Source organism: Vibrio sp. TRT 2004 (genome assembly GCF_050113735.1).
Classification (GTDB): Bacteria; Pseudomonadota; Gammaproteobacteria; order Enterobacterales; family Vibrionaceae; genus Vibrio.
In genome coordinates this window covers 1-17,339 of sequence record NZ_JBNJOH010000066.1, presented here as the reverse complement: position 1 = coordinate 17,339, position 17,339 = coordinate 1, and the positions used below count along the sequence as shown (strand labels likewise).

The window sequence follows — 17,339 nt, the reverse complement described above, 5'->3', positions numbered from 1 at the left end:
GACAATGAGACAAGATGCGTAAGAGCATATCATAGAAAAAGCAGAGGCAAAAATTTGCTCAAGAGAGCTTAAAAGACGGGGGTTAACTACAGCCTCAATCAATGGGAAGCAGGGCGTAGTTCGTAATGGCTATTCGGATGGCGTTTATTCGATATCGAAATGACGGCCGCGACCTTCATACTCCTACTGGTATTGCAGGACTTTTTCTACTACTGGTTTCATAGTGCCAGTCATCGGGGGCTATCACTTAGACAGCGCCTAAAGTTAGTGCTCTCTCCACCTGATGATTAAAAAAAGACCCGCGATTGCGGGTCTTCCATTTTATGCGATTTCGAGAATGATCTTCTCGAGTTTATCCAAGCCTTCTTCAAGAACTTCTGGCTCAATAGTCAGTGGTGGTAACAGACGAATAACGTTGGCTTTGACACCACATGACAACAGAATTAAACCATTTTCCTGTGCCTTGCTGATCACCGCTTTGGTCATATCCTGAAGAGGCTGACCTGTTTGAGGATCAGTAAATTCGATGGCCATCATCGCACCGTAGGTACGCACTTCGCCAATCGCAGGGACAGACTGTTGCAGTTTCGTCATACGAGCATTAACCACTTCACCAATACCTTGGGCTTTAGCGCATAAATCGAGCTCTTCGATAATTTTGAGCACTTCCAGACCAGCGGCACAACCAAGAGGCGAACCCGCGTAGGTGCCACCTAACCCCCCCGGTAGTGCCGAGTCCATAACATCACTCTTACCGACAACGGCTGAGATTGGGTAACCACCCGCGATTCCTTTCGCCATCGTCATCATGTCAGGCTCAATGTCGAGATACTCAGTGGCAAACATTTTGCCGGTACGCGCAAAGCCGGTTTGGATCTCATCGGCAATCAACATGATGCCATGCTTATCACACACTTGACGCAGCCCTTGAGCGAACTCTTTCGGTGCCTTGTAGAAACCACCTTCACCTTGCACTGGTTCAAAAATGATCGCAGCAACGCGTGATGGTTCGATATCACAAGCAAACAGATCTTCTATCGCTTGTAGACTCTGCTGGACGCTAATACCGTGGAAAGCATTCGGATATGGCGCATGGAAAATCTCATTTGGGAACGGCCCAAAACCCGCCTTGTATGGCGCCACTTTACCCGTCAGTCCCATGGTCATGTTAGTACGACCGTGGAACCCCCCTTTAAATGCAATCACACCACTACGACCGGTATGAGCTCGTGCGATTTTTACTGCGTTCTCTACCGCTTCCGCACCCGTGGTGAGGAAAATCGCTTTTTTAGCCGATGGGCCCGGAGCAAGCTCTGTCAGCTTCTCTGCCAGTTCAACAAACGAGGCATACGGGGTGACCATGGCACAAGTATGGGAGAACTTATCAATCTGAGCTTTTACCGCTTCACTGATACGCTTGTTAGCGTGACCTGTGTTGGTTACAGCGATTCCCGCCGCGAAGTCGATGTATTTATTGCCTTCAATATCCCACACGTGGGCATTATCGGCTTTCTCAACATAGAGTGGGTACATAGCGCCCATACCCTGAGCAATGACCTGACTTCTTCTTTGATGTAGTTGTTGGTTGTTCATTAATTTTTCCTTAAATTAGTTGCCGCCAAAGCAGAGATATTTCACGTCCATGTATTCATCGATACCCTGCTTAGCCCCTTCACGGCCAATGCCTGACTGTTTGACACCGCCAAACGGTGCCACTTCCGTAGAGATAATACCTTCGTTAATTCCAACCATGCCGTACTGCAACGCTTCAGCAATTTTCCACACGCGGTGAATATTCTGGCTGTAAAAATAAGAAGCCAATCCATAGATGGTGTCATTGGCCATCTCAATCAGTTGCTCATCATTGTCAAAAGCAATCACGGGAGCGACTGGGCCAAAGATCTCTTCCGAAACGATCTTCATGTCATGGGTAACATTTTTCAGAATCACTGGCTGAATAAAGAGTCCATCAAGTTGCTTCAACTCACTGACAGGCTGCGCACCTTGTTCAATCGCACCATCAATCAAGCTTTGAATTCCCTGCTTAGCAGATTCGCTAATCACAGGACCAATGGTGACGCCCTGTTCAAGACCATTACCGACTTTGAGGTTTTGAACAGCAGCGTCAAACTTGGCAACAAACTCGTCATAAACCGTGCTGTGAACATAGAAGCGGTTGGCACAAACACAAGTCTGGCCAGCGTTACGGAACTTAGACGCCATTGCACCTGCTACCGCCGCATCGATATCCGCGTCATCAAAAACGATAAACGGCGCGTTGCCACCCAGTTCCATCGACGTGCGTTTAATGTCGTGCGCACTTTGCTGCATTAGAATGCTGCCCACTTTAGTAGAGCCTGTGAAAGACAGCTTACGAATGAGAGGATGAGAGGTAAAAATAGCACCAACCTGACGTGAATCTTCACCAAGCACCACCTGAAGTACATCACGTGGGATACCCGCCTGATACGCTAGCTCAACCACCGCAAACGCCGATAGCGGCGTAGACTCTGATGGCTTAACCACAAAGCTACAGCCCGCAGCCAATGCTGGGCCAGCCTTACGGGTAATCATCGCAATCGGGAAGTTCCACGGGGTAATCGCACAAGCCACACCAATCGGTTGTTTGATGGTTAGCAAACGCTTGTCGCCACTTGGCGCAGGAATCGTTTCACCGTATGTGCGTTTTGCTTCCTCAGCAAACCACTCAATAAAGCTCGCGCCATAAGCCACTTCACCTTCTGCCTCTGCAAGTGGTTTGCCTTGCTCTAACGTCATTAAACGGCCGAGGTCTTGTTTATTTTCCAATAGCAATTGATGCCAGCGCAATAACAAAGCACCGCGTGCTTTCGCAGACCTCGCCGCCCACTCTTTCTGCGCAACACTTGAACGTTCAATGCCATCTAAAATGGATTGCTGAGACGAAACAGGAGCAAAGCCAAGTCGTTCTCCGGTTGCAGGGTTGGTCACGGCAATGCCTTGCTCTTCACTCGGCACCATAAACGAAAGAAGACTTTGATTAATAATTTGTTGCATGGTGATTCCTTTTGAAAGCTAGTGTTCGCCACGCAATCAGTTCTAACGTGGCTTACGATTTATTTATGCTGGGATCTGCTGCGTTATACAGTGGATGTTCCCACCTCCTAACAGCACTTCTCTTGTCGGTATCCCAATGATTTGATGATCCGGCATTGCGCTCTGTAGCACAGAGATCGCCTCAGCATCGGTTCTATCATCAAGGAGAGGCAAAAATACATAGCCATTTACGATAAGAAAGTTTGCATAAGACGCACTTAAGCGTTCCCCTGCTTCTCGGCTCATTCCTTCGCTTACCTCAATACCTTGCGCTTCATTCTCACTGTAATGCAGTGGGCCAGGCAAAGGTAAACGCACAATTTCAATCTCACGACCTTGCGCATCGGTCTGTGATTTGAGCACCCGTTCCGCTTCGCGCGATAGATGATATTGAGGATCACTTGGGTCATCCGTCCAACTCAGCACCACTTTAGCGGGAGCAATAACGTGCATAAGATTATCAACATGGCCATCCGTCTCATCATTAAATAAGCCGTTAGGAAGCCAAATCACTTTCTCTATGCTGAGGTACTCCTTGAGTTGCTGCTCGATCTGCTGCTTGGTCAGCAAAGGGTTACGACCAGGACTAAGTAAACACTCTTCAGTGGTATACAAGGTGCCCTCACCATCGGTATGAATCGAACCGCCTTCAAGGACAAATGGCGCACGGTAGTGATCGATGCCGATTATGTCACACACCGAACTGGCGACGAGATCGTCTTGTTGCCAGTTGTCATATAAACCGTTGTACTCACCGCCCCAAGCATTAAACTGCCAGCTAATACCACGACGTTCACCACTCTCGTTTACCAAGACTGTCGGGCCAATATCACGCATCCAAGCATCGTTGAATGGGATTTCAACTAACCGAATTTCAGGCTGAAGTAAGTCACGAGCGTGATCAAACTGTTTGCTACTTACCGCAACACAGACTTTCGTCACTTCAGAAATCGCATTGGCGATACGAGCAAAAGTTAGCTGAGCGGGTAAGGCGTCATCACGCCAGTTATCACGTCTTTCTGGCCATGCTAGCCAAACTTGGCTAACCGGCTGAAACTCAGCCGGAAAATAGAAGCCATCTTGTGCAGGCGTTGAAAATAACTGCATTCCAATGCCTCCTATACTGCAAGCTTGCCTACACTAGCGTAGAGATCTGGGCGACGGTCACGGAACAAGCCCCAAGAGTGACGAGCTTTCGCGGTCTGCTCCAAATCGATCTCAGCGTAAATGATTGCCTCACCTTCGCGCGGTGCTTCCGCAAGCTTGCCTCCAGTGTGGTCAGTAATGAACGAAGAACCGTAGAAGGTCGTCTCGATACCATCATCCACTTCCGTTCCTACTCGGTTGGAAGCAATCACTGGAACGAGATTCGCGGCAGAATGCCCCTGCATTGTGCGTTGCCAATGATCTCGTGAATCCAGTGTTGGATCCTGAGGCTCAGAGCCAATCGCCGTTGGATAAAAAATCGCTTCCGCGCCATGAAGAGCCAAACTGCGTGCAAGCTCTGGAAACCATTGATCCCAGCAAATACCTGCACCAAACTTACCAAACTTAGTCTGCCAAACCTTAAATCCCGTATCGCCAGGGCTGAAGTAGTACTTCTCGCTGTAACCTGGGCCATCAGGAATATGAGACTTACGGTAATTGTCCAGTACGGTTCCATCTGCATCGATCATTACCAGCGAGTTAAAGAAAGTATTGCCTGCTTTCTCAAAGTAGCTAACTGGAATCACCACACCAAGTTCTTTGGCCAATTCACTCATCTCTTTAATCAGATGACAGTGAGCGGTCTCTTGGGCCAACTCAAAGTACTTCGCTTCCTGCTTTTTGCAGAAATAAGGCGCTGCAAAAAGCTCTTGAGGCAAAATCACATTTGCACCATTCGCCGCAGCTTCACGGATCGCGGCTTTAGCTTTGCTGAGGTTATCTTCCAGATCCCAGCTGATGGTTAGCTGTAGAGCGGCAAACTTCACGACTTTACTCATTGGATATTCCTTATCTTTTGTTCCTAAATCGCCAATTTATCTCTCAGGTTGTAATACGCCGCCCCCATAGCCGTAAACGGGATCTGGAAGTGGCGACCACCTGGGAAAGCGTAGTGTCTAAGGGCAGCAAATGCGTCAAAACGTTCTGCATGTCCTGTTAATGCTTCTGCCAGTAACTTGCCAGCCAAATGGGTACAAGTAACCCCATGGCCGCTGTAGCCTTGCAGGTAGTAGATGTTGTCAGCAAACGCGCCAAACTGAGGCATACGTGAATAGGTCAACAAGAAGTTCCCTGTCCATCTGTAGTCAATTTTGATGCCCTTAAGCTGAGGAAAGACGGTTTCCATCTTAGGTCTAATAATGGCTTCGATATTTTCTGGATCGCGCGCGCCGTATACCACACCACCACCAAACAGCAGGCGTTTATCCGCACTGAGACGGAAGTAGTCCAGTAGGTAGTTACAATCTTCCACGCAATAATCGGTTGGCAAGATCTGTTTGAGTAACTCTTCAGACAATGGCTCTGTTGCCACGACCTGAGTACCGCATGGAATCGCTTTATTACTGATGTTCGGCGCTAACCCACCTAAGTAAGCATTGCCAGCGAGCACTAAGTATTTGGCTTTCACACTTCCATGCGTTGTTTTAGCAACTGGATTAGCGCCTTTTTCAATCGTAGTTACTGCCGACTGTTCAAAGATTTGCCCACCAAGAGAGACGAATGCTGCCGCTTCACCCAACGCAAGTTTAAGTGGATGAATATGTCCGCCACGCATATCAAGCAGGCCACCAGAGTAGACTTTGGTGCCGACCGCTTGCTCAATCTCGTTAGCATCAAGCAAGGTAAGCTGATCATTGCCGTAGCGTTCCCAGTTCTTCTTATGCTCTTCCAGCCCTTTAAGCTGCTTTTTATTTAGCGAGGTAAACAGACCACCCTGTTTGTGGTCACAATCAATATTGTATTTATCAATCAGGCCACGAATGATATCGCCACCTTCAAAAATCATTTCACAAAGCGCTTTTGCCTGAGCGTGGTCGTAACGGCTTTCTAGTACATCAACATCTCGGCTGTAGCTATTGACGATTTGTCCACCGTTACGACCCGTTGCTCCAAAACCGACTTTTGCGCTCTCCAGCACCACCACTTTGAAACCTTTTTCGGCCAAGTGCAGGGCAGAAGAGAGTCCTGAGAATCCTGCACCTACGACACAAACATCACACTCAATGTGGTCTTGCAGTTGCGGGTAGTCAGGCATATTGGGTACAGAATGGGCGTAGAACGAATCCGTATGCTTGTTCATAGAGATATTCCTTTATTAATCTTCAGCAGGCTTAAGGGTGTAGACGAATCCAAGTCGTCTTAGTTTCAGTGAATTTCTCGATGGCATGCAGCGATTTGTCGCGGCCATTACCACTCATCTTGAATCCACCAAACGGGACAGTCATGTCACCTTCGTTGTAGTTATTGACCCAGACCGAGCCCGCCTGTAGCTGTTTCGCTACACGGTGAACACGGTTGATGTTGCTACTCCAAAGTGCTGCACCAAGGCCATATTGTGAGTCATTGGCAATCTCAATAGCTTGCGCTTCATCCTTGAATGGAATCACGCACAATACCGGACCAAAGATCTCTTCCTGAGCCACTTTCATTTTGTTGTCGACGTTGTCAAGAATGGTTGGTTCGACGAAAGCGCCTTGACCCTGAACGTCGCCACCACAGCGAAGCGTCGCACCTTCAGACTGGCCAAGGAGGATGTATTCAAGCACCTTGGCTTTGTGCTCCTTGTCAATCAATGCCCCCATTGATGAGGAGGTGTCTAGAGGATCTTTAGGCATAAATGCCTGTGCCGCTGAAATCACTTTATCGACAAAGCGATCCTTAATGCTTTCATGCACCAACAGACGCGTCGCAGCAACACATACTTCACCTTGGTTGTAGAAACATCCCGCCGCAGTTTCCGCTGCTGCGCGATCCAAATCGTCACAGTCCTCAAAGACGATGTTGGCGTTCTTACCACCCGCTTCAGCGAATACTCGCTTCAGGTTTGTTTCACCTGAACTGATCATTAGCTGACCCGCGATTCGGGTTGAACCAGTAAACGCGATGCAATCAACATCATGATGTTTAGCCAAAGCGTCACCAGCTTCATGTCCAAAACCGGTGACGACTTGGAAAACACCTTTTGGTAGACCTGCCTGCTCGGCAAGTTGACCTAAGTAGATAGCCGTTAGAGATGATTTTTCAGACGGTTTAAGGATGACACTGTTGCCCGCCGCAAGCGCGGGTCCAAGTTTCCAGCAAGCAATCCATAAAGGGAAGTTCCAAGGAACGACTGCGGCAACAACGCCTATAGGTTGATGAGAAATAAAGGCATGAACATTTTTTTCTGTTGGTGCGACTTCCCCATAAACTTTATCAATTGCTTCTGCATACCAGCGCAATGAATTGGCTGCGCCAGGTACGTCCGTTGATACACTATGAGAAATAGGTTTGCCGGTGTCTAAGGTTTCAAGCAGGGCTAATTGCTCACAATGCTGCTCGATGAGATCGGCAAATTTATACAGAACTGCCTTACGCTTGGCAGGAGCACTGTTGCTCCAATCGCCAGCTTTAAAAGCATCTCGGGCATACTTAACCGCAAGATCGACATCTTCACTTTGACAACGAGCGATATCAGTCAGTTTTTCATCCGTTGCTGGATTGAATACGCCTAACGTTTGACCACTTTGTGCTTCACAATACTCGCCATTCAGATAAGATCGGCCCTCAATGACGAGATTGTTTTTGAGTTCAATCCATTGCTCTTGGGTTTTCATACGCCCTCCTTGTTTATCACAACAAGGCAAGGCCCACTTAGAATGTGGTCGGCGTATGCGCGCTTATCATTCGACAAGCCTTGTCTGTGTGATTAGTAAACTTATGCGGTTTCATCGTATCAATAACGTACGATTCGCCCTGCTTGATAAGATAAGACTTTCCTCGGTACTCAAGAGTAATTTCCCCCTCAAGGACCGTACCTATCTCTTCACCTTCGTGTCTGATTTCTCGCGCACCCGTGGTACCGTGCGGAGCATATTCTTCAATCAGGAATCCGATTACCTGATCTTTGCTGCCGTTGGTGACAAGTTTCATCGAAACCGATTCGCTGCCCATTTCAACCAGCTCATCCTGTGTCACGACAACCTTCGTTTCATCACTTTGATCATTTTCAACAATGAAAAACTCAGAAAGTGATAAAGAAAAAACATTAACTATTTTCTGTAACGAACTCACTGACGGGCTGACTTTGCCATTCTCAATTGAAGAAATCGCACTGTGTGTAATGCCCGCTCGCTCAGCGAGTTCGCGTTGTGACAATCCATTTTGTTTTCTTAACTGAACAATATTTTTACCAATCTCTTGATTGTCCATTCATTCTGCTCCTGATTTATACAGAGGCAGCCATCATAAATTCTTTGAATAAAATTTGAGAGAAATGATTGGTTTTTGCTTGCCATTCTGGGTGCCACTGCACGCCAACGAAAAATTTTTGTCCTGGCAGGCTAAAGGCTTCTATCAGACCATCAGGGGCCTTAGCCTCTATTTGCAACTGTGGTGCGAGTTGGTCGACCCCTTGATTATGTAGGGTGTTTACTTCGAACAAACTGGTGTTCTGCCATTGGTTTTCTGTTAACCACTGCTCAAACAAACTCTCTTTCTGAACGAGCACAGCATGGGCTGGTGCATATTTCTGTTCAAAATCTTCAACCGGTTTCTCTCTGTGGTCACTAAAACCAGAATCGTGAACAGCTGGATTCAACGAACCACCTAGCGCCACATTCATCTCTTGGAATCCTCGGCAGATCCCCAAACAAGGAATGTCTTTATCAACTGCGTGTCGAATAAGAGAGAATGCCAGCTCATCGCGCTTCTCATCTTTCTTTGCTTCTTCATGCGTTGCGTTATAGCGATGCGGAGCAACGTTCGAATGACTTCCCGGAAACAAAAATCCATCACACAATTCGAGAAGGGTTTGCATGTCTTCTTCTGGTAAGTCCGGAGCCAGAATCAGAGGTAGACCGCCAAAATCCTTTACTGCACGAAGATAAAAGTCATTAACTGACTGAATCTTGTAGCCACCTAGCTCTTTCGCGCAGCTGACGACACCAATGACGGGTTTGCTTGTTTTAGCCATGATGCTTCCGTGTTCAATTTATTTAACATTCACACTACAAACCATGTACAAAATTATCAACAGCAATGTTCGATATTCTGACCAAATCGTGACCAACCCCTCCTTTTTGGTCAAAAAAGAACCATTTTTTGCTCAATATATTGAGCAAAAGACCATCACCTGTTACAAAATAGTTAACAAAACAAACCCACAATGAACTCTCCGCTTTCATGCAAACGAAGTTAAATCATTGTATATAAAGAAAATAATTGTCATTACTTAGACTTTGGTCTAAATGATGTAACTTAATTGTTAAATCAATTATTTTTAGCTCGCCGCTCGTCAGGCTACTTGGAGAACTAAAAATGGAATCGTATTTACAGGAAGTTAAAAATTTTAGACAGCAATGGCCAGAAATAGAGTTTGTCGACCTGATCTTCACTGACATAAACGCCACTCCACGTGGTAAACGCATCCCAGTGAGTGGACTCGACAAACTGCATAAAGGGGTCGCTCTCCCTTTATCTACCATTACCTTGGATACCAAAGGAAATGTAGTGGAGTCTGCTGGGCTTGGCGAAGATTTGGGCGAACCAGACAATATGTGCTTCCCTATCGCCGATACACTCATGCCAACGGCAAAACCTCAAGTGGGTCAACTGCTGTTGAGCATGATGGATGAAACGGGAGTAAACCCAAACTCTCTATTTATTCGCAATATTCTTGGCGGCATGGTCGAAAAACTGCACCGAAAAAACCTTTATCCCTGCATTGCTCTAGAACTTGAGTTCTACCTAATTGATAAGAAACGCGGTGAGAATGGAGAATTGCAAACCGCCATTAACCCGGCCAAACACGTCCGTGAAAAAGATACTGAAGTTTATGACCTTGGTGGTCTTGATGATTATGCCGACTTCCTGTCCGATCTAAGTAAAGTGGCTCAAGAGCAAGGGTTGAACACATCGGGTGCCTTATCTGAATCTGCACCAGGGCAGTTTGAAATCAACTTCAACCATTCAAAAGATGTGTTGCGAGTGTGTGATGAAATCATCATCGCAAAACGCGTCATCCGTCAGGTTGCCAACCAACATGGTTTTGATGCCACTTTTATGGCCAAACCTTTTGCAGAGCAAGCTGGTAATGGCATGCATATCCACATCAGCCTTGTCGACGAAGAAGGTAACAACCACTTTAGCCTCGCTGATGGAAGTGAGAGCCCGCTGTTTTATCAGACTATCGCGGCAATGCTAGCGCAAACATCCGATTCAATGGCGTTAATCTGCCCTAATATCAACTCTTTCCGTCGCTTTGTGCCTGGTGCTTATGTACCTACCCAAGCTGACTGGGGAGTAAACCACCGTGGTGTCGCACTACGCGTACCAATTAGCGACAGCAAGAACCGTCGTATTGAGCACCGTATTGCAGGCGCAGATGTGAACCCATACATTCTCGCAGCTGTCGTGCTCTCCGCGGTGCTGGCCAGCGAAAACTATACCAAAGAACAATGCCCTCCTCCTCTTAGTGATAATGCTGTTGACTTACCTGTGCGAATGTCTGAAGCTCTGGATCAATTGGAACACAGCGAGTTGGCTCAATACATCTCGAGAGAATTCATCGATTTATTCCTAGCCTGTAAACGGAGTGAACTCGCGGAATTTGAGCGAGCCGTTACTCCCCTAGAAATCGATTGGATGTTGCACTCAGCTTAACAAAGGACTGACAAGCTATGACGACTCAAACAAAGGTGCTGGATGCACCATTTAAAATCAATACCCAACATATTGTGGTCACCTTACTGGTGATAGCGACCTTTATCTTCTTTACTGCTATTGGCCTTAGCCATGAAGAAGGTCAAGCTTATGGCTGGATGAGCCTGCTCCCAACAGCGTTAGTACTCGTCTTTGCTCTCACGACTCACCGTACAGTAGAAGCGCTATTTAGCGGTGCGATTGCTGGGGTTTTACTGCTAAATCCGGCACAAGCCGTTGAGCAGATAGTTGATATCTCAATGACGGTTATGATGGATGAAACCATCGCTTGGATCATTCTGGTCTGTGGCTTGATGGGCGGCCTGATCGCTATCCTTGAAAAAGGCGGCAGCATACTCAGTTTCTCAGATATGCTGGTGACCAAAGTGAAGAGCCGTCGCCAGTCGATGCTGATGACATTCGTTCTGGGTATCGTGATCTTCATTGACGACTACTTAAACGCCATTGCAATCTCATCCTCAATGAAGAAGGTGACGGATGGCTACCAGATTTCACGTGAAAAGCTCTCTTATCTGGTTGACTCAACCGCAGCACCAATTTGTATTTTGGTACCGATTTCTACGTGGGCAATATTCTTTAGCTCACTTCTGGAAGCAAACAATGTGGCCGAATCTGGCGAAGGTATCAAGACCTACATTGAAGCCATCCCATACATGGCATACGGTTGGGTGACGCTAGCGATTGTTCTGCTGGTTGCACTCGAAAAGATCCCAGATCTTGGTGCGATGAAAAAAGCCGAGCAACGTGCTAAAAACGGACAAGTTCGCCCAGACGGCGCTACTGACATCGATTTTGGTTCAGATATTTCAGCGCACACCAGTCCAACTATGGGTCTTATCAACTTCCTACTTCCAATGGTCGTGCTTGTTGCGGCAAGTTGGTACTACGGTATCGATCTATTAGCAGGCGTCTTTGTCGCAATCATCTTTACGGTTTGTTTCTATGGGGTACAGCGACTGATCTCGATGAATGACATGTTTGAGGCGATTTACGACGGTATCAAGGTCATGCTGTTACCTCTAGCAACCGTTATTGGTGGCTTCATGCTCAAAAACGTCAACGATTCACTGGGTGTGACTCAGTATGTTATCGAGACGGTTAGCCCTTACTTATCTGCGTCCTACTTCCCTGCCATCATCTTTATGATCACTGGTGGCCTTGTGTTTGCGACTGCATCATCTTGGGGTACGTTTGCGGTAGCAATGCCGATTGTTCTTCCACTAGGTGAACAACTTGGCGTGCCTCTACACCTAACTGTTGCAGCACTACTTTCTGCATCAGCGGCAGGCAGCCACTCCTGTTTCTTCAGTGATTCAACTGTACTCTCTGCTCAAGGTTCTGGCTGTACTTCGATGCAACATGCTACCACGCAGTTCCCGTATGCGCTGATTGGTATTGTCGCTACATTCCTGTTCTTCCTATTCATCGGCTAACCACTCGTTTCACCGATGCAATCAGCCCCGCTTACGATAGCGGGGCTTTTAACGTTAAGAGCATCGCAAATACCCCATAACATCTAGCAACAATCAAATTTAGGCAAAATATGCATACTGTTTTATAAAATGAGTTCATGGCTAGGTGTATTAAGGGTAGTTAAGATGAGAATCACAGACAAATCCCTCGTTGAACAACAAAAAATATCAGAAACCGAGTTAACACAAAGACTGCATCTTTTTAGGCTCACGACGAGTGATATCAACGAATTAAGGACGATGAAAGGGGTCATCTCTCGTCATTTAGATGCCATTGTTGATGACTTCTATACCCATCAAACTCGCAGCCCTGATGTCGAAACATTAATTGGTGATGCGGGTACATTACAGCGCTTAATGTCTGCACTAAGACAATACATTACCGATCTGTTCAGTAAAGATATCAATTTGGATTATGTCGAACATCGACTTCGTATCGGTCTAGTCCACAAACGCATCGGTGTAGACCCGAAAATGTATCTATCTTCGGTGAACTACCTCAAAGCGAAGCTGATCTCTACGATTCATAATCATTTGGATGATCCTAATTATGCTCAGATGCTGAGTGACATTCTCGACCGATTGATTGACTTTGATGTTTCTTATGTATTTGATACTTACATAAAAAGCATGATGAACGAAATCGAGATTGAGAAGAACAAATCCTTTCAGTACGTCAATGAGCTCGAGTCTATTGTTCAAGAAAGAACGCGAAGCCTTGAAAAGATGGCGCGTTTAGATCCACTGACCAATCTCTATAACAAGCGCGCTTTTGAAGAGTTTACCAGTAAGTTGTTTTCAGAAGCACAACAACAAAACGATCCCGTCGCCATCGTCTATATCGATGTCGACAACTTTAAACACTTCAATGACCAGTTTGGTCATGAAGAAGGCGACAGCGTGTTGATTATTGTCTCTGATTGCCTCAGAGGCGCTTCTCGCAATGTTGACCTCTGCTTTAGAGTTGGTGGCGATGAGTTCGTGGTTGTCATGCCGAGTTGCACTAAAGAATCCGCCGTCGAGAACTATATTCCACGCATGATGGAAAACCTTGCCTCTCTGCGAGAAGACATATCGCTTAGCGTTGGTGTAGCACAGTCAGGTCCGAAAAATTACCTCTGCTGCCAGGATACTTTGGCACGAGCAGATAAAGATATGTACCTCAATAAGACTCGCAAATCGCCCAACAAAAATGAACAACCGCTAAAATGCGTAGCACTTAAAAAGTAACTGCCTACCGCCCCTACCGACTATTACTCACGATTCGGTAGGAATGAAATATTAAAAACCTGCCGTACAGCAGGTTTTTAATCTTAACGGACTGGTTAAGCCCAGAAAGTCATCGCGATAAAGGTTAACGCAGCGATACAGGCGAAGTTGAGAATAAGTCCAACACGCATCATCTCGCTCTGCTTGATATGACCTGAACCAAACACGATCGCGTTAGGTGGCGTTGCCACTGGCAACATAAAGGCACAAGAAGCGGCTACGGCAATCAATACCGACAGAACTACAGGTGACATACCGAACGCTTCCGCCACGCTGGCAAAGACAGGGATCAGCAATGCTGCGCTGGCTGTGTTACTCGCGAACTCCGTCAAGAACACCACAAACACGGCAATCACAGCGATAATAAAGAACACGCCTAGGTGAGCAATCAGCTCGCTCAAGCCATTAGCAAGGAAAACACTCGTACCTGTCGCTTTAAGAACATTACTTAGACAGATACCACCACCAAACAGCAGTAATACGCCCCAGTCAGCGGTTTTTTCAATGTCTTTCCAGTGCACCACACGTGCAAAGTTAACGGCAACAATCGCAGCGAGTGCAACGACAGTATCAAACTTCGCGTAGCCACCCAGCATGGCATTGATAGGCTTACTGAAAATCCACAAGCAGACGGTCGCGGCAAAGATGCTTAAAGTAACGATTTTGCCTTTATCCCAGTTAACTGGCTCGTTGTTCAACTCAAACTGACCACTCAAGTTTGGTTTTAGAACCGCAAACAGTACCGCGATAGAGATAGGCAGTAAGATCAAGGTCGTTGGAATACCAAAGCGCATCCAATCTGTGAATGTTAGACCTACTTCAGCCGCAGCAATTGCATTCGGTGGACTACCAACGATGGTCGCGATACCACCAATACTTGCGCTGTACGCGATGCCAAGCAACACAAATACGTAAGTCTTATGGCCGCTTTCTGAGTTCACCTTGCTCAAGACACCAAGCACAAGAGGCAGCATCATCGCCGTCGTTGCTGTGTTACTGATCCACATTGAAAGCGCCGCCGTTACACCAAATAGCATAAACACTGCAACGCTCATTTTGCCTTTGGCTAAAACAAGTACCTTATCAGCGATAACCTTATCTAACCCCTGTCGGTGCATAGCGGCAGCAAGAGCAAAGCCACCAAGAAACAGAAAAATGATGGAGTTAGCAAAGTTATTTAGAGCCGTTTGGGTATCAAAAACACCAAATAACACGGCCATGATCGGGACGAGTATGGCCGTTACAGTGACATGTAGGGCTTCTGTCAGCCAAAGAATGGCGACAAAAATTAACATACAGATACCCAATACCACTTTAGGATCAAATGGTAAGGTAAAGTATAGAGCCGCAAACAGTGCGATATCGGCTAAGACAATCATACTGTTGCGGTTAAACAACCATTCTCTGGTATTGGTGGGCAAAGGGACACTATCATTTCTATTCATTATTATATTTCCTTATGAGGGCCATGTGGCATAGCAAATGATCCCATACAACCTGCTTCGGAAATATTTTTCATTGCAAATCTGTTAACCATATCAACAACATGGAAATATTTGTTAACAACATGAATAGATTGGACATTTTCCCATCATAAAAACGTCTGTTTTGACACCAATTTATCAAAACTATCCATCACTTGTTGGCACTTCATCACTCGTCCATGTCCTTGATCCTGTGTTGTGACCAAGCTGACATTCGCCATTTCTTGCGCGGCTTTAACCGACTCAGAATACTTGGCAAACTTATCCTGTTCATCATGAACAATAATAGTCTGTGCTGAGCGAGATTTAAGTTTACTGTATGGATCAATCGACTTGAGAGGATAGCGATATTGCTCTTCCACCTCGTTAACCACCGCATCAAATAGGCGCATCGAGTAGCCAGAACGCGCAATACTGCCAAACAAGTTATCCAGATAATCGAGCAAAGGAGCGATAAGCAGCAGTGGTTTATCCACTAACTTTTGATGATGGCATTCAAGCGCAGAAACCGTCCCCATACTATGTGCCACTAGCCCTGCAACATCATCAACACTATCCAGAATGGACTCTAAACCAAGAACAAAGGCTGGGATATGACCATAAGCACCTTCACTGCGGCCATGCCCTGGATGGTCATAAGCCAAAGCGGTGTAACCCTGACTTGCGATGTGCTCCATCAGCGGGAAAAACTGATTAGCACTACCAGACCAACCGTGCGTCATCACCCAAACTGGGCCACTACCCAGTTGGTAAGTTTTCAGTAACCCTTCCTTCGATGCCACTTCACCAGTAACCAATCCACTTGGTAACTCATTTTTAGGCTTAGCTCGAGCAGGGGTGAGTAAAAGGTTACGCGCAGTTCTCTTTGCGTGTGTAGGTGCCAGAGTATGATGAAGGCGTGTGGTTAAGTTTACTAAGCTTTTCTTAACACTAAACTTTTTAGCGGTATTAAAGTAAATCTTCTCACTCATCTTGTAGTCCTTGTTATGCCAGTCTCTTACACCCCAAAAGCGAACGACCGTGCTATTTTAAGTTAAATAATAAGCTAAGTAGTCATCCACTTAGCTTAGTTTTACTTCCAGTCCGCCATCAGACGCTGAACGCCCAGCCAGAAGTGTTGTTGACTTGCCTGCTCACCGCGTATGGAGTAAAAAAGGTGCGCACTTAAATACAAACCATACAGCTCATAGATTGCTTGCTTTGGGTCTAAATCGCGGCGAAACTCACCATTTTCTACCCCTTTTGCTACCTGAATCGTTAAGTATTCAATCCATGTTGCAATGGTCTTTTTTAGCACCTGTTGAGTGGGTGACGCTTCGCTACCCGTTTCTTTCCATGCATCAAGAAACATACAGCTACCCTGAAAAGAGTGATTCCAACCTAGCCAGTTATCGAGTAACTGAGTTAGTTTATCCTCGATGCTGATCGACGTCCTCTCCCGAGCAGGTGCAATAACACGCTGAGTAAAAATCAAATTGGCATGCTCCAACACCGCTATTTGCAGATTATCTTTGGAGTTAAAGTGGGCAAACAAGCCACTTTTCGACATCCCGCATTGCTTTGCTAGCTCCCCAATGGTGAGACTCTCAAGACCATTCTCACTCGCCAGTTCAAATGCCTTGCTTAAGATATTCTCTCGGGTAATTCTGCCTTTACTCATACCGCTCTCTCATTGCTATTAGTGCTATTTTTAGCACACTCGTACTTTTTTGCAATGCTCGAAAAGGATTAAGTGAAAATTAATGTCGTGTAGAGGGTAGTTTCATTGGAACTATTTCCAGCGAGTACGAAGGGAAAAAGCGTTAGAAAACAGTCTTGGATAATAAAGGCGATCGGTTAAACAAATTCCGTTAATCGAAAAAGATACCAAATATCCCAAATTGATATTCTATCCCCATAACAATTCCCATAAAAAAAGCACTCAAAAAACCGAATCTCAAGCACTCTGCATTTAGCCGATATAGCCAATAAATGCTCCCGAGCTCTTTTTTTATACCACTGCGCCAGTATTGAATTTCTTCTTTTGAATGACGGTGATACCAGCACCATCTAAAATGATGTGAAGCTTGTGGGCTAACGGATAACTCTCTCTGAGTCTACAGAAAAAACGAACCATGTTTTCACTGTTAAT

At 46.1% G+C, this 17,339-nt stretch carries 14 protein-coding genes and 1 pseudogene; 4 read left to right on the top strand and 11 right to left on the bottom strand.

All coding sequences use genetic code 11. The features are described 5' to 3' along the window. Positions 1-126: 126 nt before the first annotated feature. Positions 127-237: pseudogene (locus ACQEXR_RS18675) on the top strand (sterol desaturase family protein); the annotation flags it as partial. 84 nt (positions 238-321) lie between these two features. On the opposite strand, the gene gabT reads toward ACQEXR_RS18675, so the two are convergent. From gabT to ACQEXR_RS18635, 8 genes are all read right to left on the bottom strand, one after another. Then, on the bottom strand, positions 322-1,593 hold the full coding sequence (gene gabT / locus ACQEXR_RS18670; protein ID WP_427020902.1) for a 4-aminobutyrate--2-oxoglutarate transaminase: 1,272 nt from the start codon (positions 1,591-1,593) through the stop codon (positions 322-324). 15 nt (positions 1,594-1,608) lie between these two features. Further along, positions 1,609-3,036, bottom strand: a complete 1,428-nt coding sequence (locus ACQEXR_RS18665; RefSeq protein ID WP_331428352.1) for an NAD-dependent succinate-semialdehyde dehydrogenase — start codon at positions 3,034-3,036, stop codon at positions 1,609-1,611. A 63-nt stretch (positions 3,037-3,099) separates the two neighbouring features. Beyond that, positions 3,100-4,182: an agmatine deiminase gene (aguA, locus tag ACQEXR_RS18660; protein ID WP_138971143.1), complete on the bottom strand. Its 1,083-nt coding sequence runs from the start codon at positions 4,180-4,182 to the stop codon at positions 3,100-3,102. 11 nt (positions 4,183-4,193) lie between these two features. Next, entirely contained in the window at positions 4,194-5,060 is an 867-nt protein-coding gene (gene aguB / locus ACQEXR_RS18655; protein ID WP_427020901.1) for an N-carbamoylputrescine amidase, read from the bottom strand. Between the two features lie 23 nt (positions 5,061-5,083). After that, positions 5,084-6,361 carry an NAD(P)/FAD-dependent oxidoreductase gene (locus tag ACQEXR_RS18650; RefSeq protein ID WP_427020900.1) on the bottom strand — a complete coding sequence of 426 codons (1,278 nt, stop codon included), beginning with the start codon at positions 6,359-6,361 and terminating at the stop codon, positions 5,084-5,086. Between the two features lie 31 nt (positions 6,362-6,392). Continuing rightward, positions 6,393-7,877, bottom strand: a complete 1,485-nt coding sequence (locus ACQEXR_RS18645; RefSeq protein WP_331428350.1) for an aldehyde dehydrogenase — start codon at positions 7,875-7,877, stop codon at positions 6,393-6,395. Positions 7,878-7,914: 37 nt separating this feature from the next. Further along, positions 7,915-8,472 carry an HTH-type transcriptional regulator PuuR gene (gene puuR / locus ACQEXR_RS18640; RefSeq protein ID WP_138971139.1) on the bottom strand — a complete coding sequence of 186 codons (558 nt, stop codon included), beginning with the start codon at positions 8,470-8,472 and terminating at the stop codon, positions 7,915-7,917. 16 nt (positions 8,473-8,488) lie between these two features. Then, positions 8,489-9,235, bottom strand: coding sequence for a gamma-glutamyl-gamma-aminobutyrate hydrolase family protein (locus tag ACQEXR_RS18635; protein WP_331428349.1), 747 nt, complete (start codon positions 9,233-9,235; stop codon positions 8,489-8,491). Between the two features lie 344 nt (positions 9,236-9,579). Between ACQEXR_RS18635 and ACQEXR_RS18630 the strand changes: the two genes are divergently transcribed. The 3 genes from ACQEXR_RS18630 to ACQEXR_RS18620 all read left to right on the top strand — a co-directional run bounded on the left by ACQEXR_RS18630 (position 9,580) and on the right by ACQEXR_RS18620 (position 13,685). Further along, positions 9,580-10,923 carry a glutamine synthetase family protein gene (locus tag ACQEXR_RS18630; RefSeq protein ID WP_427020899.1) on the top strand — a complete coding sequence of 448 codons (1,344 nt, stop codon included), beginning with the start codon at positions 9,580-9,582 and terminating at the stop codon, positions 10,921-10,923. A 17-nt stretch (positions 10,924-10,940) separates the two neighbouring features. Further along, on the top strand, positions 10,941-12,416 hold the full coding sequence (locus ACQEXR_RS18625) for a Na+/H+ antiporter NhaC family protein (protein ID WP_427020898.1): 1,476 nt from the start codon (positions 10,941-10,943) through the stop codon (positions 12,414-12,416). Positions 12,417-12,581: 165 nt separating this feature from the next. Beyond that, on the top strand, positions 12,582-13,685 hold the full coding sequence (locus ACQEXR_RS18620; protein ID WP_331428347.1) for a GGDEF domain-containing protein: 1,104 nt from the start codon (positions 12,582-12,584) through the stop codon (positions 13,683-13,685). 95 nt (positions 13,686-13,780) lie between these two features. Here the strand turns inward: ACQEXR_RS18620 and ACQEXR_RS18615 are convergent, their stop codons facing one another. From ACQEXR_RS18615 to ACQEXR_RS18605, 3 genes are all read right to left on the bottom strand, one after another. Beyond that, positions 13,781-15,169, bottom strand: coding sequence for a DASS family sodium-coupled anion symporter (locus tag ACQEXR_RS18615; RefSeq protein WP_331418249.1), 1,389 nt, complete (start codon positions 15,167-15,169; stop codon positions 13,781-13,783). A gap of 146 nt (positions 15,170-15,315) precedes the next feature. Beyond that, positions 15,316-16,179, bottom strand: coding sequence for an alpha/beta hydrolase (locus tag ACQEXR_RS18610; protein WP_331428345.1), 864 nt, complete (start codon positions 16,177-16,179; stop codon positions 15,316-15,318). A 101-nt stretch (positions 16,180-16,280) separates the two neighbouring features. Further along, a complete protein-coding gene (locus ACQEXR_RS18605; protein WP_331428344.1) occupies positions 16,281-16,868 on the bottom strand; it encodes a TetR/AcrR family transcriptional regulator in 588 nt (195 codons plus the stop codon). Between the last annotated feature and the right edge of the window lie 471 nt (positions 16,869-17,339).